Raw genomic sequence first — 18,910 nt, forward strand, 5'->3', positions numbered from 1 at the left:
GCGACCGGCCGTGCGTGCTAGCGGAGGCTCGTCACGCCGAGTCGACACCCTCGCGCAGCTTGTCGCACAGGGCGGTCAGCTGGGCCAGCTCGTCGTCGTCGAGAGCCGAGCCGACCTGGTCCGAGATGGTCTCCATGTGGGTCAGAGCGACGCGGCGGAAGAGGTCGTAGCCCTCGTCGGTGATCGCGATGACGGTGCCGCGGGCGTCGGAGGGGTCCTCGCTCTTGGTGACGTACCCCCGGCTCACGAGCCTGTCGATCAGGCGGCTCACGCTCGGCTGCGTGAGGAGCACGTGCCGGTTCAGATCCCGCAGGCGCGCGCGGCGCTCGGGCTGGCGCGTGAGGTTGAAGAGGACGTCGTACTCGTTGAGCGAGATCTCCTTCGAGGGGAACTCCGTGCTCAGGGTCCGCATCACGTGGACCTGGGCTCGGAAGAGCGACTCCCAGGCCGCCACAGCGCGTCTCGATGCCACGCGGCCTCCCTCTGTCGCGTTCAGGATACGGCGTCCCGACGCTCAGGAGACCCGCCGCGCGCAGGGGGTTGCGGTCCCTCGGCGGACGTCTCCGGGAACGACAGAAGGCCGGCCGCTGAGGCGAGCGGCCGGCCTTCATTCCCTTGCACCAAGAGTGTCCTGCAATCACTTCTGCGCTTCGCCGCCACAGCAAACGACTAACGCTCTTGAACTATATAACGGATGGATAACGCCACAAGTCCCGATTTCCTGAGACCTCGCTGGGTGCCTCCGACGCCCGCCTCTAGGGTCGACGTGTGACCCGCACCGACCGTCTCTACGCCCTCGTGGAAGAGCTGCGGGCCGTCGCCCCGCGACCCCGGAGCGCCCGGTGGCTCGCCGAGAGGTTCGAGGTCAGCTCCCGGACCATCGAGCGCGACGTCTCGGCGCTGCAGCAGAGCGGAGTCCCGATCTGGGCGGAGACCGGGCGCAGCGGAGGCTACTGCCTCGATCCGCGGCACACGCTGGCCCCGCTGAACCTCACCGTCGACGAGGCGCTCGCGGTGATGATCTCCCTGAGCGCCCTGGTCACCAGCCCGTTCCGCGATGCCGCGGCGTCGGCGCTGCGGAAGGTCGTCGCCGTCACCGGCGACCGCAGCCTGGCGGAGTCGGCCGATCTCGCGACCCGCATCCACCTGCTCGGCGAGCACCGGGCGCACGAGGCGCCCCGGGAGGTGGCCGACGCCCTGCGGACGGGGCGGCTCCTCCGGATCGCCTACACCGACAGTGCGGGGGCCGGCACGGTGCGGGAGGTCGAGCCACTGGGCTTCGTCGGCAAGGGCGGCGACTGGTACCTCGTGGCGTGGTGCCGACTGCGCGACGGGCTGCGGGCGTTCCGCGGCGATCGGATCGCCGAGGCCGAGCTCCTGGACGAGCGACCGCCGCGACGCCCGCTCCGGGTGGAGGACCTCGGCGTCGTCGAGGGGCAGCTGCGGAGGGTCGGCCCGGGCGGGAACGCGTCGTGAACACCGACAGGACGGTGTCGCCGGTGCGCCCCAGAGTGGACCCGTCGGGCCGGACGGCTCGACGGGAAGGAACACCATGGACCTCGTCTCGATCCGCATCATCACCCTCGACGTCGATCGGCTCGCCCGCTTCTACGAGACCGTGACGGGGGTGGTCGCCGCGCGGCCCTCGCCCGTCTTCGCCGAACTGCGCACGGCCGCCGGGACCCTCGCGATCGCGAGCCCGGCGACCGTCGCGATGCTCGGCGACCGGGCCCCGTCACCGGGCCGCAACGACTCGATCATCGTCGAGTTCCTCGTCGCGGACGTCGACGCGGAGTTCGCCCGGTTGCGGGACGAGCTCGAGGACGTCGTGCTCGAGCCGACGACGATGCCGTGGGGCAACCGGTCGACCCTGTTCCGCGACCCCGACGGCACCCTCGTGAACCTCTTCTCCCGCGCGCCGCTCTGACCACCCCGCCGCCCGGGGGGACTCCGAGTCGGTTCCCTCGGTGCAGCGGGGTCTCGATACGCCCCTGCGGGGCTACTCGACCAGCAGGTGGGCGGCAGCAGGCGGGGGTGGCGGGGCAGCGCGCAGCAGACGGCGGCTCGGCCCTCTGTGCACCCGCTTCGGCCTCCCTCGCGTCCTGACGGTGCCGGCGCAGCCGCACAGCCCCCGAAGGCGAGTGCGACGACCAGCCGCTCCCTGAAAGGCGTCCGGTGGAGAACGCGTGCGAGCGTTCTCCACGAGCCGTGCGCAACACGCCCTGCGGGAAGCGACCACCCCTGGGAGCCGACCGCGGCGGAGCGAGCGCTACGCGCTCGCGCAGCAATCCCACTCAGAACAGGTCGGGCGACGGCGTCGACGCGTAGCGGATGGCGACGTCGGCGTGGCGGTCGAAGCGGTAGCCGACTCCGCGGACGGTGCGGACGATGTCCTCGTAGCGGCCGAGCTTGGCGCGGAGGCGGCGGACGTGGACGTCGATGGTGCGCTCGTTGGGGGCGTCGTCGTCGGCCGCGCCCCAGAGCGAGGCGATCAGCTCGGCGCGGTCGATCGTGCGGCCCTCGCGCAGGACGAGGTACTGCAGCAGCTCGAACTCCTTGTAGGTGAGCGCGGTCGTCTCGTCGTCGAGGATGACGCGCTTGCGGGAGATGTCGATGACGACTCCTCCGGGGGCGCGGTCGAGGTCGGGCTCGGCGTCGGCGCGGCGGCGGGCGACGGCGGCCGGGTCCTGCAGGGCGAGGCGGACGACGTCGACGTCGCGCCCGCCGGCACCCTGCGGGGCGAGGGCGACGGAGGCGTAGGTCTCGGCGTCGGGGGCGAGCTGGGCGGTGACGCGCTTGAGCTCCTCGACGAGGCGGCCGAGGTCGACTCCGGCGGCGCGGGCCTTGGCCTCGTCGATGCCGACGTAGAGGGCGAAGCCGCGGGCCTCGGTGCCCTGGGGCACGGCGCGCAGGCGCGGGGGAGTGGGGACGCTCTCGGGAGCGGCCTGGAGGCGGGGGGTCTCGACGGCGGGGGCGGCGATGCGGGCGTGGAGGAGGGTCATGACGAATCCTTGGGGGTGTTCGGATCCGGGACGGGTGTCCGGGGAGCGGATCCGGGTGTGCGCGTGAGCGCCGTCCGCGCGAGGCGGCCGGCAGGGACGGATGGCGGGCATCCGAGGGATCCCTCGCGCCTGCGACGCCGGCCGATCGAGGAGATCGGCCCGATCAGGAGGATCGGTGGGCGGAGGCTGTGCGGGGATCCGGCGAGGTCAGTGCCTCAAGCACACATTCGACAACACATGACGAGGCCCCCGGCCATCATCATGTCGGCATTCCCGGAGGCCTCGAAGGAGGTCAGGGCGTGCGCGTTGTCAGTCATGACGAGAAGTAAAGCGGACGATGACGCCGTGCGTCAACAGATTTCCGCGGGTCGAGGACAATGCGCGGGCGGGCGGCCCCGGGAGTGGGGGCACCCGCCCGCACCGGTCAGCCGGCCAGGCCGTAGAGGCGGTCGCCCGCGTCGCCGAGCCCGGGGACGATGTAGCCCAGCTCGTTGAGGCGCTCGTCGAGCGCGCCGAGGACGATGGTCACGTCGCGGTCGCCGAAGGCCTTCTCGACGGCGGCGAGCCCCTCGGGGGCGGCCAGGAGGCACACGGCGGTGACGTCGACGGCGCCGCGGTCGAAGAGGAACTGGATGGCCGCGATGAGCGAGCCTCCGGTCGCCAGCATCGGGTCGAGCACGAAGCACTGGCGGTTCGAGAGGTCCTCGGGGAGGCGCTCGGCGTACGTGGTCGGCTCGAGGGTCTCCTCGTTGCGGGCCATGCCGAGGAAGCCGACCTCGGCGGTCGGGATCAGCTTCACCATGCCCTCGAGCATCCCCAGCCCCGCGCGGAGGATGGGGACCACCAGCGGCTGCGGGTCGCTCAGCGCGAGGCCCGTGGTCGTCGTGACCGGCGTCTCGATGGTGACCGTGCGGGTGCGGACGCCGCGGGTCGCCTCGTAGGCGAGCAGGGTCATCAGCTCCTCGGCCAGCTGCCGGAAGGTGGGGGAGGGGGTGCGCTTGTCGCGCAGCACGGTGAGCTTGTGCGTGATCAGCGGGTGGTCGGCTACGTGGACGCGCATAAGCTCAATCTACTTGGCGGCCGTGGGCCGCCGGAGCCGGGAGGAGTGGCGCGATGCGCGAGAGCGACCTGCGCCCGCCCGCCGGCTCGGACGTCTGGATGGCGCTGGCACTCGAGGAGGCGCGGCGCGCCTCCGGGTGGGGCGACGTGCCGGTCGGCGCGGTGGTGGTCGACGCCGACGGGGTCGTGATCGGACGCGGGCGCAACGAGAAGGAGCTGCGGACGGACCCGACCGCGCACGCCGAGGTCGTCGCCCTCCGCGAGGCCGCGGCCGCCCGCCGCGACTGGCAGCTGGCCGGCTGCACGCTCGTCGTCACGCTCGAGCCGTGCGCGATGTGCGCGGGCGCGATCCTCGCCTCCCGGATCGAGCGCGTCGTCTTCGGGGCGTGGGACGAGAAGGCCGGGGCGGCGGGATCGCTGCACGACCTCCTCCGCGACCGCCGGCACAACCACGTGGTCGAGGTGTACCCGGGGGTGCGCGCCGCCGAGAGCACGCGGCTGCTCGTCGACTTCTTCGCGGCCCGGCGCTGAGCGGTCAGCTCCCGGTGGCCAGCCATTCGGCGAGCGCGAGCCCGGTCGCCTCGCGCATCGCGGCGAAGCGCCCGGCCTGCACGTCGTCGTCGAGGGTGTCCGCCCGGTAGCCGGCCTCGGCGGCGTAGTCGGCGTCGCCCTCGAGCCAGCGGCCGGCCATCGCCCCCGTGAGCTCGGGATGGAACTGCACGCCGAGCAGCCAGTCGTCGATGCCGAAGGCCTCGACCGCGTACGCGTCGGAGGTGGCGAGCAGGGTCGCGCCCCGCGGCAGGTCGAAGGTGTCGCCGTGCCACTGCATCACCGGCACGCCCGCGAAGTGGCGCAGCGGCGATCGCAGGCCCGCCTCCGTCGGCTCGATCGTGCGGAAGCCGACCTCGCGGGTCGGTCCCGCGTAGACGCGCTCGCCGCGCGCCGCGGCGATCAGCTGAGCGCCGAAGCAGACCCCGAGGGTGGGCAGTCGGAGGTGCAGCCGGTCCTGCAGCAGGGCGATCTCGGGGGTGATGAAGGGGTGGTGCACGGTCTCGTAGACGCCGGCGCTCGAGCCGAGCGTGACGACGAGGTCGGGGTCGACGATGTCGACGGAGCCGAGATCCGTGCCGGCCACCGCCTCCACCTCGAAGCCCAGCTCCCGGAGGATCGAGTCGAGGACGCCGAGACCGGCGCCCCGCTCGTTGACGATCGCGAGTGCGCGCCGCACGTCAGCCGGCGCTCTCGGACTCGGGGCGGACGGCGTGGTCGACGTCGGGTTCGAGGTAGATGACGCGAGCGGCGGGCACGGCGTCGCGGATCCGCTGCTCGGTCGCATCGATGCCCGCGGCGAGCTCCCCGACGGTCTCGGCGGCCGGGAAGGCGAGCTTCGCCGCGACGAGGATCTCGTCGGGGCCGAGGTAGAGGGTCTTCATGTGGATGATGCGCTCGACGTCGTCGCCCGCCTCGATCGCCGAGCGGATCGACGCCGTGTCGCCCGGGGTGGCGCCCTCGCCGACCAGGAGGCTCTTGGTCTCGACGCCGAGGACGATCGCGACGACGATCAGGAGCGTGCCGATCATGATCGTGCCGATCGCGTCGAAGACCGAGTCGCCCGTGATCACCGACAGGACGACTCCGAGGAACGCGAAGGTCAGGCCGGTCAGCGCCGCGACGTCCTCGAGCAGCACGACGGGCAGCTCCGGCGCCTTCGCCCGGCGGATGAACTGCGGCCACGACTGCGCGCCCCGCGCGGGGTTCGACTCCTTCACCGCGGTGCGCAGCGAGTAGCTCTCGAGCCCGATCGAGACCAGGAGCACCACGATCGGCAGCCAGACGTTCTCGAGCTCGTGCGGGTTCGTGATCTTGTCGATGCCCTCGTAGAGCGAGAAGACGCCTCCGACCGAGAACAGGATGATCGCGACGACGAAGGCGTAGACGTACCTCTCGCGGCCGTAGCCGAAGGGGTGCTCCTCGTCGGCCGATCTGCGCGACTTGCGGCCGCCGAGCAGCAGGAGCAGCTGGTTGCCGGAGTCGGCGAGCGAGTGCACGCCCTCGGCGAGCATCGAGGCCGACCCCGAGAAGAACCAGGCGACGAGCTTCGTCAGCGCGATGCCGAGATTCGCGGACAGCGCCGCGATGATGGCCCTGCTTCCTCCGGATGCGCTCACGTGGTCTCCTCGAGGATCCGAATGCGGGTGGGGCGGTCGGGCCATCCTAGGGAGTCCGGTGTCACGAGGCCGACCCTCTTGCGCCCGGTTCGTAGGATGAGCGGATGACCGACGCTCCCGTCCAGCTCCCGTCCATCGCCGTCCTGGGCCTCGGCTCGATGGGGGGTGCGATCCTCTCGGGGCTCCTCGCGCCGGGTGTGCAGGTCGAGGGCGGCGTGCGCGTGACCAACCGCGAGCCGGCGAAGGCGGCCCTCTGGCACGACCACCCGATCGTCACGGCGTTCGCGACCGCCGACGATCCGGAGGCGAACCGCCGCGCGGTCGAGGGCGCCGCGGTCGTGCTCGTGGCCGTGAAGCCGCACATGGTGCCGGCCCTGCTCGACGAGATCGCCGGGGCTCTCGCTCCGGGCGCCGTCGTGGTGAGCGTGGCCGCCGGAGTGACCGTCGAGACGTTCGAGCGGCACCTGCCGGAGCAGGTCGCCGTGCTGCGGTCGATGCCCAACACCCCGGCCGTCGTCGGCCGCGCCGTCACCGGTCTCAGCGCGGGCACCCGCTCGAGCGGGGAGGACCTCGCGCTGGTCCGCCGCCTCTTCGAGACGGTGGGCGAGGTGGTCGAGGTGCCGGAGTCGCAGCTCGACGCGCTCTCGACGATCTCGGGCTCGGGGCCCGCCTACGTGTTCCTGCTGATCGAGCAGCTGACGCGGGCCGCGATCGCCAAGGGCTTCACGCCCGAGCAGGCGGCGACCATGGTGAACGGCACGTTCCTCGGAGCCGCCGAGCTGCTCGTCGACTCGGGGGAGGACCCCGCCGAGCTGCGCCGCCGCGTGACGAGCCCGAACGGCACCACCGAGCGCGCGATCGCCGTGCTGCAGGAGGCGGAGCTCGACTCCCTCTTCACCCGCGCGACCGACGCGGCGCTGGCCCGCGCCCGCGAGCTCGCCGCCTCCTGACGCCGCGACTCAGGAGCCGAGGGCCGCGAAGCGCTCGATGTCGCTGGGGGTGCCGCTGACCACGATCAGGTCGTGGTTCGAGACCACGGTCTGCTCGGTGGCGTAGGTGAACGGCTTGCCGGGGCTCTTCACGCCGACGACGGTGACCCGGTGCTTGCGGCGCACCCCCGACTCGGTGAGGGTGAGGCCGCGGATCGGCTTCGGCGGGTACATCTTGGCGAGCACGAAGTCGTCGTCGAACTCGATGAAGTCGAGCATGCGGCCCGAGACGAGGTGCGCGACGCGCTCGCCGGCCTCGGCCTCGGGGTAGATGACGTGGTTCGCGCCGATCCGCTCGAGGATCTTGCCGTGCGAGCGCGAGATCGCCTTGGCCCAGATCTGCGGGATCTTGAGGTCGACGAGGTTCGCGGTGATGAGCACCGACGCCTCGATCGAGGAGCCGACCGCGACCACGGCGACCTGGAAGTCCTGCGCGCCGATCTGCGCGAGGGCGTCGAGCGAGCGGGCATCGGCCTGGACGGCGTGGGTGACCCGCTCCGACCACTTCTGCACGAGGCCCGCGTCGGCGTCGACGGCGAGCACCTCGCGATCGAGCCGGTCGAGCTGGCCGGCGGTGGCGGCGCCGAAGCGCCCCAGGCCGATGACCAGGACCGGAGCGTCGTACCTGATGCGGTCAACCAACGATGGGCCTCTCTTCGGGTCGTCTGAACAGCTGGCGGCGCTGGCTGGCGGCGAGCGCGGCGGCGAGTGTCACGGTACCAACGCGGCCCATGAACATCGTCAGGGCCAGCACGTAGACGCCGGAGGGGGGCAGCTCGGCGGTGAGGCCCGTCGACAGCCCGGAGGTGGCGAACGCCGAGATCACGTCGAACAGCACGTGGTCGAGGGAGGCCTTCGTGATCTGCAGGATGATCACCGACGAGACCGCGACGGTCGTCGCCCCCCACAGCACGACCGAGACGCCCAGGCGCAGCACGTCGTTCGGGATCCGCCGGCCGAACGCCTCCATGTCGTTGGTGCCGCGGGCCTCGGCGAACGCGGCCAGGAACAGGATCGCCAGCGTCGTGACCTTGATGCCGCCCGCGGTCGAGGCCGAGCCTCCGCCGATGAACATCAGCATGTCGGTGACGAGCAGGCTGGAGCCGTTCAGATCGGGGATGGTGATCGTCGAGAAGCCGCCCGACCGGGTCATCGTCGAGAGGAAGAACGACTGGAAGACCGTGTCGCCCGCGTCGAGCACCCCGAAGGTCTTCGGATTGTCGAACTCGAGCACGATGTAGAGCGCCGCCCCGGCGACCAGCAGGATCACCGAGGTGACGAGCGTGAGCTTGACGTGCACCGACCACTTGCGCGGGCGGCGCCAGCCCCGCGAGAAGGCGTAGATGACGGGGAAGCCGATCGAGCCGAGGAAGACGCCGATCATGAGGATCCCGAGGAACCAGTAGTCGTCCTCGAAGGGGGTGAGGCCCGCGGCGTTCGGCGCGAAGCCGGTGTTCGTGAACGCCATCGCCGAGTAGTAGAAGGAGTGCCACACCGCCTCGCCGATCGGGATGCCGTCGATCAGCATCCGCGGGAACAGCAGGAGCGCGACGACGACCTCGATCACGGCGGCGCTGACGGCCACGGTCGTGAGCAGCCCGCCGATCTCGCCGAGCCGCACGGCCTGGCCCTCGGCGACGGGGCCGGAGTGGATCCGCAGCGGATTGGAGTCGCTCGCGACCATGAGCTTCGCGCGGAGGCCCAGCCGGCGCGACACCGCGAGCCCCATGATCGAGGCGAGGGTCAGCACGCCGAGAGCGCCGATGTTCACGCCGATGAAGATGATCGAGTGCCCGAACGCCGACCAGTGGGTGGCCATGTCGACGGTCGCGAGACCGGTGACGCAGATCACCGACATCGCGGTGAAGAAGGCGTCGTGCAGAGGAGTGACGGTGCCGGTCGTGCTCGACACGGGCAGCGAGAACAGCAGCGTGAAGACGAGGATGAGCGCCGAGAAGATCAGGATCGCGAAGCGCGAGGGCGAGCGGCCGGCGAAGTCGTCGATCAGGTCGCGCGCCCGCTCGAAGCCCGACCAGGGCGAGACGGGCGAGACGCCCACGGGGCTGCGGAACTGCTGCCGAACCACCACGGCGATCCTCCACTCGATCGCCGCCATGCTACCGGGCGCGCCCGGTCGCGCCGGGCATGCGCGGCTCGGCATACGCGCAGGCGCCGCCCTGGTCGGCGGGGAGCGGCGCTGGCTACCCTGGGCGCATGGCTGACATCTTCGCGGTGATCGCGGACGGCACGCGCCGCGACATCCTCTCGATCCTGCTGGAGCAGCGGGCGGAGGGGGCGGCCGCCGGCGGAGGCATCAGTGTCTCGCGGATCGTCGCGCGGCTCGAGCTCAGCCAGCCGACGGTCTCCAAGCACCTCAAGGTCCTCCGTGAGGCGGGGCTGGTGAGCGTCCGCGAGAGCGGTCAGCACCGCTACTACGCCCTGCAGTACGCGCCGCTCGAAGAGGTGGAGGACTGGCTCCTCCCGTTCCTCGCCGCCGACGACGAGGAGCCCGGACTGCTCGACGCGCCGACCGCCGCGAGGGCCGAGTCGCTCGGGCGGGCGCTCGCCGACCGGACGCACCAGGTCAGCACGGTGGTGCAGGACATCCAGCGCGGCGTCAGTGAGGGGGCCACGAAGGTGGCGGAGGCGCTGCGCATCCGCAAGTGAGGGAGCGTCCGCCCCGGTGCCCCGCGTCGTGTAAGCTCGCGGGAGCCAGTTTTTCGTAAGCGGCCGTCCGTCGGGCGGTCGGCCCCCTGAACGTTGTGAGGTCTTCGTGGGTTCTGTCATCAAGAAGCGTCGCAAGCGTATGGCGAAGAAGAAGCACCGCAAGCTGCTTCGCAAGACTCGTCACCAGCGTCGCAACAAGAAGTAGGCACGCGCCTCTTCCCACTCGAGCGTCCGCCCCGTCACGGGGTAGGGCGCTCGTCTGCGTTAAGGCCTCCGATCCGCGCGGGGGATCCGAACGTGCGCCCCGCGCCCGCCTCCGGCCGCCTCGGCGCTCCCTCTACACTGGCCCGATGGCGGACGTGCAGCTGACTCTCGTGGGGAAGCCGGGCTGCCATCTCTGCGACGACGCCCGCACCGTGATCGACGGGGTCCTCGCCGGCCTCGAGGGCGAACCGGCGGCGCCGGTGGTCGTGCTGTCGGAGCTGTCGATCCTCGACGACCCCGAGCTGCACGAGCAGTACGTCGAGGAGATCCCCGTCCTCCTGATCGACGGGCGCGTCCACACCTACTGGCGGGTCGACCCGGACCGCCTCCGCCGAGCCCTCCTGGAGCACGCATGACCATCCGGCACGTCGTCGCCTGGAAGCTGAACGCCGTCGATCCGGTGCAGCGCTCCGAGCACACCGAGCAGATCTCGGACGCCCTGCGCAGCCTCCTGCCGATCATCCCCGAGATCGAGTCGATGACCATCGGCAAGAACGCGATGTTCCCGAAGGACAACTTCGACATGGTGCTGGTCGCCGACTACGCGGACGCCGACGCGCTGAACGCCTACGTCGAGCACCCCGATCACCGGAGGGTCGCCGGCTTCATCCGGCCGCTCGTGCGCGAGCGCGCCTGCGTCGACTTCGAGGTCTGAGTTCTCGGCACGGCCTCCGGCCGTCGCGCACTCCGGTACGGGGTGCGGCCGTCACGTGCGTGCTGCGGTGCTCGGCCGTGATCCGAATGTTGTAGAGCCCCCTCGCATGGGGGACTGGATTTCCTTCGACCTCTGGTTGAACCCGCATAGTCTCTTCAGGGGGAGGACCGCTCCCCGTCTCCGGGGTGCACGCCGCACCCCGACGGGGGAGGAACATCCATGTCACGTCAGCGTCGCCGTACCGGGGCCTCCGCCGTCGCCCTCGCGGTCCTCGTCGCCACTCTCGCGCTGCCCGCCGCGGCGCAGGCCACCGAGATCGTGCCGACCGACCCGGCGACGTCCGTCGTGACCGAGCCCGAGGTGCCCTCGATCCCGGAGGCGCCGGCCGAGCCGGAGGTGCCGCCGCTCCCCGAGGTGCCCGCCGAGCCGACGACCGAGCCCGTGCCGGAGGTGCCCGGGGTTCCCGAGGCACCGGCGCCCGAGCCGGAGCCCGAGGTGCCCGGCGTTCCCGAGGTGCCCTCGCAGCCCGAGCAGCCCAGCGAGCCGAGCGAGCCCCAGCAGCCGTCCCAGCCTCAGCAGCCGTCCCAGCCGCAGCAGCCCTCCCAGCCGCAGCAGCCGAGTCAGCCTCAGCAGCCCGTGCAGACGGCTCGGCCCTCCAGCGGGACGGGCGGCGGCACCACGGGCGGCAACGGCGGATCGACCGGCGGCACCTCGACCACCGAGGCGGGCTCCGCACCGCCCCGCGCCTCGGCCCCCGGGCGCACCCTCCTCTCGACCTCCTCCGCCGACCCGGCCGCGGCCCCCGCGCCGGCTGCCGAGGGGCAGCCCGCCGCCGAGGCGAGCACCCCCGCCGTCTCCGTCTACCTGACGCGCGACGCCGGCGTCGACCCCGGCGCGCTCACCGTCGACCTCGCGCGCTTCTACGGGGTGGGCGTCGCCTACGCCGGCTTCCAGCGCGAGGAGGTCGCCACCGCCGTACTCCGCGCCCCCGCCGGCACCGAGACGGCGCTCACCGTCGCCCGCGAGGACGGCGCGGCCTTCAGCACCGGCTCGGCCACCGTGCCGACGGCGGCGCTCGCCGCGATCGGCAGCTACACGGTGACGACGACGGGCGACCGCGGCTCGAGCGCGACGACCACGTTCGCGCTGGTGTCCTCCTCCGGCCCCGGCGTGCTCGTCGAGCCGCGCCAGCTCAGCGGTGAGCAGGCGGAGGCCCCCCGCGGCGCCGTCTGGGGCTTCGGCCCGGTCGAGAGCGTCACCGTCGCCGCCTTCACCACGGCGGGCAAGCGGGCCGACCTCACCGCCGGCGACCTCGCGGTGCGGGTGGACGCCCTCGGCTGGTCCGACCTCGCGCTCGGCGACTCCGTCGTGGAGGACCCCACCGCCGAGCTCTACTGCATCGTCGCGGTCGGCTCGGTCTCGGGCCGCACGGCCGCCGTGACCGTCGCGTACCCCGAGGGGTCCTCGGCGGCGGAGGTCCCGGAGGCGTCGCAGGTCTGCGGCATCGCCATCACCGCTGCCAAGACCGGCCTGACGTCGGTGCCCAGCACGGAGGGGACCGGCGGCCTCTCGGCGGGCGTCGGCCTCACCATCGGTGCGGGAGTGCTCGTCGCCGCCCTCGTCGCCGGCCTCGTGACCGCCGTCGTGCTGCGCCGACGCCGCGAGAACGACGACCTCCTCATCGGCGGCCCGCTGCCGCACCCGACGGAGGAGTAGGGCGCCACCGCCCTCGCCTGAGGGCCGCGCCGCAGTCCTCGACTCCTGACGGTGGTGACCCGCCGTCAGGGCAGCGCCGTGAAGCGCAGCAGCAGGGTGCGGGCCTCGGGGCGCAGCTGGAAGTCGGGCCAGACGTCGGGCCCGCAGGCGCGCGAGCCGAGGCCGTGCTGGGCCGCGTCGATCGTGAGGACCGAGCGGGACGACTCCGGGAGCTCGTGCGGATGCGCGGCGGCGGTCAGCTCGTGTGCGGTGTGCCGGGCGAGCGTGAAGCCGGGGAGCCGGCCGTGCAGGTCGGCGGCGGCCTCGATCCGCAGGCGCGGCGAGCCCGCCTCGTGCAGGACCAGCTCGCGCAGCGCGCTCCGGTGCCCGTTCTCCTGCGGGCGCGCATAGGTCGTCGCCAGCTCGTCGATGCCGGACGAGAACCGGCCGACCCGCGCGGCGCGGAGGCTGTCGGGGTAGGACTCGCGGGGCCCTGTGCCGAACCACTCCGCGGCGTCGACGGACGCCGGGAGGTCCAGGCGGATCCCGAGGCGGGGCCAGACCGACCCCCAGCCGCGCGTGGGTGCGAGATCGACGCGCAGCACGACCGCGTCGCCGTCGGTGCTCCAGCGCTCCTCGACGAGCAGCGCCGCATCGAGGTCGGCGGCCGACCAGCGCGTGCGGCGGCGGACACCGTCGGAGGTGTCGAGCTCCTCGACGCGGCCGACCAGCCGGTCCAGGCCCGCGCGCCGCCACTGGTCGGCGGACGAGGGCGCGACGGTGCCGCGTCCGTCGCCGGCCCACGGGTCCTCGTCGACGTAGCCCGGGAATCCGGAGCCCTCGTCGTTGTCGGTCGGTGCGCGCCACAGCTCGGCGCGCGGTCCGTCGACCGCGAGACCGGCGAGCGACGCGAGCCGCCCGTGCCGGAACACAGCGGGGCCGAGCGCGCCGGAGTCGCCGAGCGCACCTCCGCGCCGCGACCGCGCCCACGCGGGGGTCACCGCGGGAGCGGAGATCCGGCGCTGGCCGGTGGAGAGCACGTGGCCCTCCTCGGCCCAGGCGGTCGGAGCCGCGAGCACGACGTCGACCGTGAGCCACACCTCGCCGTCGGACGGCGACTCGAACGGAGGCAGCGCGAGCCGAGCGGAGTCGCCCGGCGCGATCGCCGGGGCCTCGAGGGTCCCCTCCGCGCTCACGCGCCCGTCGAGCTCGACCCGCCAGGCGAAGCGCAGGTCGGCGGTGGAGGCGGTGTGCCGGCGGTTCTCGACGAGCACGGCGTCCTCGCCGACGCTGACGCGCACGGGCGAGACGATCTGCTTCCACTCGAAGAGCCCCGGGCTCGGCGTGCCGTCCGAGAGCACCATGCCGTCCATCACGAAGTTGCCGTCGTGCACGACCTCGCCGAAGTCGCCGCCGTACGCGTAGTACTCCACCCCGTCGGCGGTGCGGGCGCGCAGACCGTGGTCGCGCCACTCCCAGACGAAGCCGCCGTGCAGGCGCGGGTAGCGGTCGACGAGGTCCTCGTACTGGTCGATCGCCCCGGGCCCGTTGCCCATCGCGTGGACGTACTCGCAGAGCAGGAACGGCTTGGTGCGCTGGCGCGCCGACTCGCCGGCGGTGCAGCCGAGGAGGATCGAGCGCGAGTCGTCGCGTCCGATCCGCTCGGTCTCGGGGATCGAGGAGTACATCCGCGAGTACAGGTCGGTGTAGGCGCCGGTGTAGTCGCCCTCGTAGTGCACGGGGCGCTCGGGGTCGCGTCCGTGCACCCAGGCGGCCATCGCGGCGAGGTTGGCGCCGGTCCCGGCCTCGTTGCCGAGCGACCAGATCACGATGCTCGGGTGGTTCTTGTCGCGCTCGAGCGTGCGCTCGATCCGGTCGAGGTACGCCTCGCGCCAGGCGGGGTCGTCGCTCGGGTTGCCGGCCCAGCCGTAGCGCTCGAAGCCGTGGGTCTCGAGGTCGCACTCGAGGATCACCCAGAAGCCGAGCTCGTCGGCGAGGTCCAGCAGGCGCGGGTGCGGCGGGTAGTGGCTGGTGCGGATCGCGTTGACGTTGAAGCGCTTCATCATCGCGAGGTCGGCGCGGGCGAAGTCCTCGTCGAACGCGCGGCCGCGGTCGGGATGGGTCTCGTGCCGGTTCACGCCGTGGAGGACGACGCGCTCGCCGTTCACCAGGAAGCGGTCGCCGCGGATCTCGACCGTCCGGAAGCCCAGACGCAGCGACACCGTCTCGCCCGCGGAGGCGAGCTCGGCGTCGTACAGGCGCGGCACCTCCGCCGACCACGGCTCGACGGCGGGCACGTCGATCGGAGCGACCTCGTCGGCCGAGGCCCAGACGGCCTCGATGTCCAGCTCGGGGACGCGCAGCGTGACGGGGAACGCCTCCGCCTCGACCCTGACCTCGGTCTCGAGGCGACCCGCGCCGCCGGCGTAGGAGGCGCGGACCCAGGCGTCCTCGATCCCGCCGACGGGGCGCGCGAGCAGGTGCACCGAGCGGAAGATCCCCGGCAGCCACCACTGGTCCTGATCCTCGACGTAGCTCGACGCCGACCACTGGTGCACCCGCACGACCACGAGGTTCTCGCCCGGCCGCACCGCCGCGGTGACGTCGAACTCCTGCGCGAGGCGGCTGCCGGAGCCGATGCCGATCTCGACGCCGTTGACCCACACCCGGTAGCGCGACTCGACCCCGTCGAAGCGCAGCACGACGGCGGCCGCGTCGCTCCACGACTCCGGCACCTCGATCGTGCGCCGGTAGTCGCCGGTCGGGTTCTCGTCCGGCACGAAGGGCGGCTCCGTCGGGAAGGGGAACTGCACGTTCGTGTAGGCCGGCCGGCCGTAGCGGCCGTCGCCCTCGAGGACCCAGTGGGCGGGGACCCTCATCAGGTCCCAGCCGGAGTCGTCGAAGGACTCGCCCCCGACGTCGTCCACTCCCTCGCCGTCGGGCAGGACACCGAGGCCCCCGAGCGTCCCCGGAGCGGCGGGGAGCAGGCGGAAGCGCCACTCCCCGTCGAGCGAGAGCGCCGGGGCATCGCTGTGCAGCCACGAGCGGGCGGGCCGGCGGAGGCCGGAACCCGGACCGGTGTCGGTGAGGTAGTGGGCGGTCGTCGGGGGAGTCGTCACTTCACGGAGCCTTCCGTCAGGCCGCCGCGCCAGAAGCGCTGCAGCACGATCATGGCGATGGCGAGCGGGATGATCGACAGCAGCACGCCGCCGGTCGTCAGCTCGTAGAACTCGGGCAGGCGATCGACCTGACTGAGCCAGTTGTTGAGGCCGAGCGTGATGGGGAACAGGTTCGTGTCCGAGAGCATCACGAGCGGCAGGAAGTAGTTGTTCCAGATCCCGACGAGCTGGAAGAGGAACACGGTCACCAGTGCCGGGGTCAGGATGCGCAGCCCCAGCGTGTGGAAGATCCGCAGCTCGCCCGCACCGTCGATCCGCGCCGCCTCGATGATCGCCGTGTCGACCGTCGCCTGCGCGTAGATGCGGCAGAGGAAGAGGCCGAACGGCGAGACCAGCGAGGGGATCAGCACGCTCCAGTAGGTGTTCGCGATCCCCATCTGGCTGAAGAGGAGGAACAGGGGGAGCGCCGTCGCGGTGCCCGGGACCAGGACGCCCGCGAGGATCGTGCCGAAGACGAGCTTGCTCCCCTTGAACTCGTACTTCGCCAGCGCGTAGCCGCCCGCGGCCGCGAGGTACGTCGCGAGCAGCGCGCCGACTCCGGCGTAGAGCACCGAGTTGAGGAACCAGCGGACGAAGATCCCGCCGTCGTAGGTCAGCACCTGGCGGAGGTTGTCCCACAGCGCGAAGGTCGGCGCGAACCAGAAGCCGTAGGTGGCGAAGAGGTCCTCGGTGGTCTTGGTCGCCGCGACGACCACCCAGTAGACGGGGACGAGGAAGTAGACGGCGACGACGACGAGGATCGCGGTGACGATGATCGTCGAGGCCCGGTTGCGGCCGGCCGACCGGTCGGGGCCGCGGCCGGGCTTCACCGGGCGGTCGGCGGTGACCACTCCGGTCGTCGTCGTGGGCTGCTCGGTGCGCTCGACCGTGCTCATGAGGACTTCCTGTTCGAGATCGAGAGGAACGTGAACGAGAGGATGAACGCGACCAGCGCGATCAGGACGGCCTGGGCGGCGGCGACGTTGTAGTCGTTGTAGGCGAAGGCGGTCGTGTAGGCGCTGAGGTTCGGCGTGTACTGGCTGTCGATCGCGGGAGCGACGGTCTTGAGCACCTGCGCCTCGGCGAACAGCTGCAGCGTCCCGATGATCGAGAAGATCGTCGTCAGCACCAGGGCGGGCCGGATGAGCGGCAGCTGGATGCTGCGCGCGACGCGCCAGGTGGAGGCTCCGTCGACCTTCGCGGCCTCGTAGAGCTCGACCGGGATCGCCTTCAGCTGAGCGACGATGATCAGCATGTTGTAGCCGGTGTAGCTCCAGAGCGAGATGTTCGCGATCGACCAGAGCACCGAGTTCGCGCCGAGGAAGTCGGGCTCGAGGCCGACCACGTTCGCGGCGTCGATGATCGGGCTGAGCCCGGGGACGTAGAGGAACGACCAGAGGATCGTGGCGATCACTCCGGGGACCCCGTAGGGCAGGAAGTAGGCCGCGCGGAAGAAGCCGGGCATCCGGGCCGACGCCGATTCGAGCATCAGCGCGAGCACCGTGCAGAGCGCGATCATCACCGGCACCTGGACGATGCCGAAGAGGAACATCCGCCCGATGGAGGCGATGAAGTTGCCGTCGGCGAGGGCCTGCGCGTAGTTGTCGAAGCCCGCGAACCCGCTCGTGACTCCGGCCTCGCCGAAGAGGCCCGAGCGGGTCACCTTCGTGAAGCTGGAGCCGATGGCGACGACGATCGGGATGATGAAGGTGAGGACGAACAGCGCCAGGAAGGGCGCCAGGAGGATCCACGGGGCGCGGCCGACGGCGCGACTGCGCTTCGTCGGTCCGCCCGAGGTGGCCGCGACGGCGGCGGCGGCGGGGGACGTCGTGGTCGTCATGCCGATGCCTTCCTGATGCTGAGGCCCTTGTTCTCGAAGACCGTGATGATCTGGTCCTCGGCCTGGGCGACGGCGTCGACGAGCGAGAGCCCCGACGCCTTCTTGCGGAAGCCGTCGCTGAGGATGTTGAACGACTGCTGCGTCACCGGCCACCACGACCAGTCGGGGTTCTGCTCCTCGGAGGCCGGTACGAGGACGTCCTCGTAGTAGTTCTCGCCGCTGAAGAACTCGCTCGGCTGCTGCCGGGTGGTGCCGATCTCGCCGACGGCGGGCGACCAGCCGATACCGCTGTTGGCGATCATCGCGTCGATCCCCTCCTGGGAGGTGGTCATCCAGACCGCGAACTCGAGGGCCTCCTGCGGGTGCTGGCTGCTCGCGAAGACCGCCGCCGTCGAGCCGCCGAGGAAGCTCGAGCCGTAGCCCGTGTCCCCCCAGGTGGGCATCGGCGCCACCCGCCACTTGCCGCTCCCTCCGCTCACGCCCTGGATGAGGGCGTCGCCCCAGCTGCCCGTGGTGCAGGAGGCGATGCCCCCGCTGGCGGCCGCCGCGAACCACGCGGGGGAGTAGGCGCCGTAGCCGGTCTGCACGAGGTCCTGGTCGATGGCGATGTCGAAGAACTGCGCGACCCGCGTCGTCGCGTCGTCGGTCATGTCGATGACCCAGCCGTCCTCCTCCGCCCGCAGCCACTGCGCACCGGCCTGCGTCGCGAAGGCGGCGAAGACGGAGGCGTCGGCGAGCGGGAAGCAGTCGATGTAGGAGTCGACGCCGCGCAGCTCGGTCGCGACCGCGGCCCACTCGTCCCAGGTCGCGGGGGCCGCCGCGCCGACCCTGTCGAGGATCTCGGGCTGGTAGAAGAACGCCATGGGGCCGCTGTCCTGCGGGATCCCGTAGACGCCTCCGGTGTAGCTGACCTGTCCCCAGAGGGTGGGGTCGTAGCGGTCGGCGTACTGCTCGGCGCCGTAGCGGTTGAGGTCGACGAGCCCGTTGACGAGCATGAACTCGGGGAGCGAGCGCATCTCGACCTGGCCGATGTCGGGCCCGCCGCCGGCCGCGAGAGCCGAGTAGAGCTTCTGGTAGCCGCCCGCGTTGCCGCCGGGGATCCAGACCGCGTCGACCTGCACGTTCGGGTTCGAGGCGTTCCAGACGTCGCAGACCTTCTGCAGGTCCTTGAGCCAGGCCCAGTACTGGAGGCGGATCGGCCCGGTGGCCGCCGGGATGGCCGCGCCGCTGTTGACCGAGACGGTGCCGGGGGTGGCGCAGGCGGTGAGCCCGCCGAGTGCCGCGGTGCCGAGTCCGGCGGCGATGAGCTGTCTGCGTGTGAACGGTGTCACTGTCCCTCACTTCATCGTGGTGGAAGTCCGGGCCTCGTTGCCGCGGATGCTCGGGACGCTATCACAATGTCGAGTAGGTGCT

The 18,910-nt window shown here is 72.0% G+C and carries 20 protein-coding genes; 9 read left to right on the forward strand and 11 right to left on the reverse strand.

Features of this window, described 5'->3' with window-relative positions; genetic code table 11:
• Positions 1-31: 31 nt before the first annotated feature.
• Positions 32-412 (reverse strand): MarR family winged helix-turn-helix transcriptional regulator, encoded by a 381-nt coding sequence (locus GSU68_RS03835; RefSeq protein WP_159910111.1) that lies wholly within the window; start codon positions 410-412, stop codon positions 32-34.
• A gap of 356 nt (positions 413-768) precedes the next feature.
• On the opposite strand from GSU68_RS03835, the gene GSU68_RS03840 reads away from it, so the two are divergent.
• Together GSU68_RS03840 and GSU68_RS03845 are read left to right on the forward strand one after the other, a co-directional pair.
• Complete coding sequence (locus GSU68_RS03840) at positions 769-1,476, forward strand: WYL domain-containing protein (RefSeq protein WP_159905781.1); 708 nt, start codon at positions 769-771, stop codon at positions 1,474-1,476.
• A gap of 76 nt (positions 1,477-1,552) precedes the next feature.
• On the forward strand, positions 1,553-1,927 hold the full coding sequence (locus tag GSU68_RS03845) for a VOC family protein (protein ID WP_159905782.1): 375 nt from the start codon (positions 1,553-1,555) through the stop codon (positions 1,925-1,927).
• 367 nt (positions 1,928-2,294) lie between these two features.
• Here the strand turns inward: GSU68_RS03845 and GSU68_RS03850 are convergent, their stop codons facing one another.
• Both GSU68_RS03850 and upp read right to left on the reverse strand, forming a co-directional pair.
• Positions 2,295-3,002, reverse strand: coding sequence for a winged helix-turn-helix domain-containing protein (locus tag GSU68_RS03850; protein ID WP_159905783.1), 708 nt, complete (start codon positions 3,000-3,002; stop codon positions 2,295-2,297).
• Positions 3,003-3,426: 424 nt separating this feature from the next.
• Complete coding sequence (gene upp, locus GSU68_RS03855; protein WP_159905784.1) at positions 3,427-4,062, reverse strand: uracil phosphoribosyltransferase; 636 nt, start codon at positions 4,060-4,062, stop codon at positions 3,427-3,429.
• Between the two features lie 53 nt (positions 4,063-4,115).
• Here upp and tadA point away from each other — a divergent pair, with 53 nt between their 5' ends.
• Positions 4,116-4,592, forward strand: coding sequence for a tRNA adenosine(34) deaminase TadA (gene tadA, locus GSU68_RS03860; RefSeq protein WP_244259381.1), 477 nt, complete (start codon positions 4,116-4,118; stop codon positions 4,590-4,592).
• 4 nt (positions 4,593-4,596) lie between these two features.
• Here tadA and GSU68_RS03865 read toward each other — a convergent pair whose 3' ends face one another.
• Complete coding sequence (locus GSU68_RS03865) at positions 4,597-5,289, reverse strand: gamma-glutamyl-gamma-aminobutyrate hydrolase family protein (RefSeq protein WP_159905785.1); 693 nt, start codon at positions 5,287-5,289, stop codon at positions 4,597-4,599.
• Position 5,290: 1 nt separating this feature from the next.
• Positions 5,291-6,229 (reverse strand): cation diffusion facilitator family transporter, encoded by a 939-nt coding sequence (locus GSU68_RS03870; RefSeq protein WP_159905786.1) that lies wholly within the window; start codon positions 6,227-6,229, stop codon positions 5,291-5,293.
• 104 nt (positions 6,230-6,333) lie between these two features.
• On the opposite strand from GSU68_RS03870, the gene proC reads away from it, so the two are divergent.
• Positions 6,334-7,179, forward strand: coding sequence for a pyrroline-5-carboxylate reductase (gene proC, locus GSU68_RS03875; protein ID WP_159905787.1), 846 nt, complete (start codon positions 6,334-6,336; stop codon positions 7,177-7,179).
• Between the two features lie 9 nt (positions 7,180-7,188).
• Here proC and GSU68_RS03880 read toward each other — a convergent pair whose 3' ends face one another.
• Together GSU68_RS03880 and GSU68_RS03885 are read right to left on the reverse strand one after the other, a co-directional pair.
• Positions 7,189-7,860: a TrkA family potassium uptake protein gene (locus GSU68_RS03880; RefSeq protein WP_055790397.1), complete on the reverse strand. Its 672-nt coding sequence runs from the start codon at positions 7,858-7,860 to the stop codon at positions 7,189-7,191.
• Entirely contained in the window at positions 7,853-9,226 is a 1,374-nt protein-coding gene (locus GSU68_RS03885) for a potassium transporter TrkG (RefSeq protein WP_244259451.1), read from the reverse strand. Before GSU68_RS03885 ends, GSU68_RS03880 begins: the two co-directional genes overlap by 8 nt.
• Before the next feature lie 206 nt (positions 9,227-9,432).
• Here GSU68_RS03885 and GSU68_RS03890 point away from each other — a divergent pair, with 206 nt between their 5' ends.
• From GSU68_RS03890 to GSU68_RS03910, 5 genes are all read left to right on the forward strand, one after another.
• Positions 9,433-9,885, forward strand: a complete 453-nt coding sequence (locus GSU68_RS03890) for a metalloregulator ArsR/SmtB family transcription factor (protein ID WP_159905789.1) — start codon at positions 9,433-9,435, stop codon at positions 9,883-9,885.
• Positions 9,886-9,991: 106 nt separating this feature from the next.
• Positions 9,992-10,090 (forward strand): AURKAIP1/COX24 domain-containing protein, encoded by a 99-nt coding sequence (locus tag GSU68_RS03895; RefSeq protein WP_003792170.1) that lies wholly within the window; start codon positions 9,992-9,994, stop codon positions 10,088-10,090.
• Between the two features lie 145 nt (positions 10,091-10,235).
• Positions 10,236-10,505 (forward strand): glutaredoxin family protein, encoded by a 270-nt coding sequence (locus GSU68_RS03900; protein ID WP_159905790.1) that lies wholly within the window; start codon positions 10,236-10,238, stop codon positions 10,503-10,505.
• Positions 10,502-10,804, forward strand: coding sequence for a Dabb family protein (locus tag GSU68_RS03905; RefSeq protein WP_159905791.1), 303 nt, complete (start codon positions 10,502-10,504; stop codon positions 10,802-10,804). Before GSU68_RS03900 ends, GSU68_RS03905 begins: the two co-directional genes overlap by 4 nt.
• Before the next feature lie 219 nt (positions 10,805-11,023).
• Complete coding sequence (locus GSU68_RS03910; protein ID WP_159905792.1) at positions 11,024-12,520, forward strand: hypothetical protein; 1,497 nt, start codon at positions 11,024-11,026, stop codon at positions 12,518-12,520.
• Positions 12,521-12,585: 65 nt separating this feature from the next.
• On the opposite strand, the gene GSU68_RS03915 is transcribed toward GSU68_RS03910, so the two are convergent.
• Genes GSU68_RS03915 through GSU68_RS03930 form a run of 4 tightly spaced genes read right to left on the reverse strand, consistent with a single transcriptional unit; the run spans position 12,586 to position 18,828 of the window.
• A complete protein-coding gene (locus tag GSU68_RS03915; protein ID WP_159905793.1) occupies positions 12,586-15,618 on the reverse strand; it encodes a glycoside hydrolase family 2 TIM barrel-domain containing protein in 3,033 nt (1,010 codons plus the stop codon).
• Complete coding sequence (locus GSU68_RS03920; protein WP_159905794.1) at positions 15,615-16,553, reverse strand: carbohydrate ABC transporter permease; 939 nt, start codon at positions 16,551-16,553, stop codon at positions 15,615-15,617. The genes GSU68_RS03915 and GSU68_RS03920 overlap by 4 nt, the downstream gene beginning before the upstream one ends.
• The gene (locus GSU68_RS03925) at positions 16,550-17,497 is read right to left on the reverse strand and encodes a sugar ABC transporter permease (protein WP_159905795.1); all 948 of its coding nucleotides are present in this window, start codon (positions 17,495-17,497) and stop codon (positions 16,550-16,552) included. The genes GSU68_RS03920 and GSU68_RS03925 overlap by 4 nt, the downstream gene beginning before the upstream one ends.
• On the reverse strand, positions 17,494-18,828 hold the full coding sequence (locus GSU68_RS03930) for an extracellular solute-binding protein (protein WP_159905796.1): 1,335 nt from the start codon (positions 18,826-18,828) through the stop codon (positions 17,494-17,496). Before GSU68_RS03930 ends, GSU68_RS03925 begins: the two co-directional genes overlap by 4 nt.
• Positions 18,829-18,910: the final 82 nt, after the last annotated feature.

This window comes from Rathayibacter sp. VKM Ac-2759 (genome assembly GCF_009834225.1).
Classification (GTDB): domain Bacteria; phylum Actinomycetota; class Actinomycetes; order Actinomycetales; family Microbacteriaceae; genus Rathayibacter.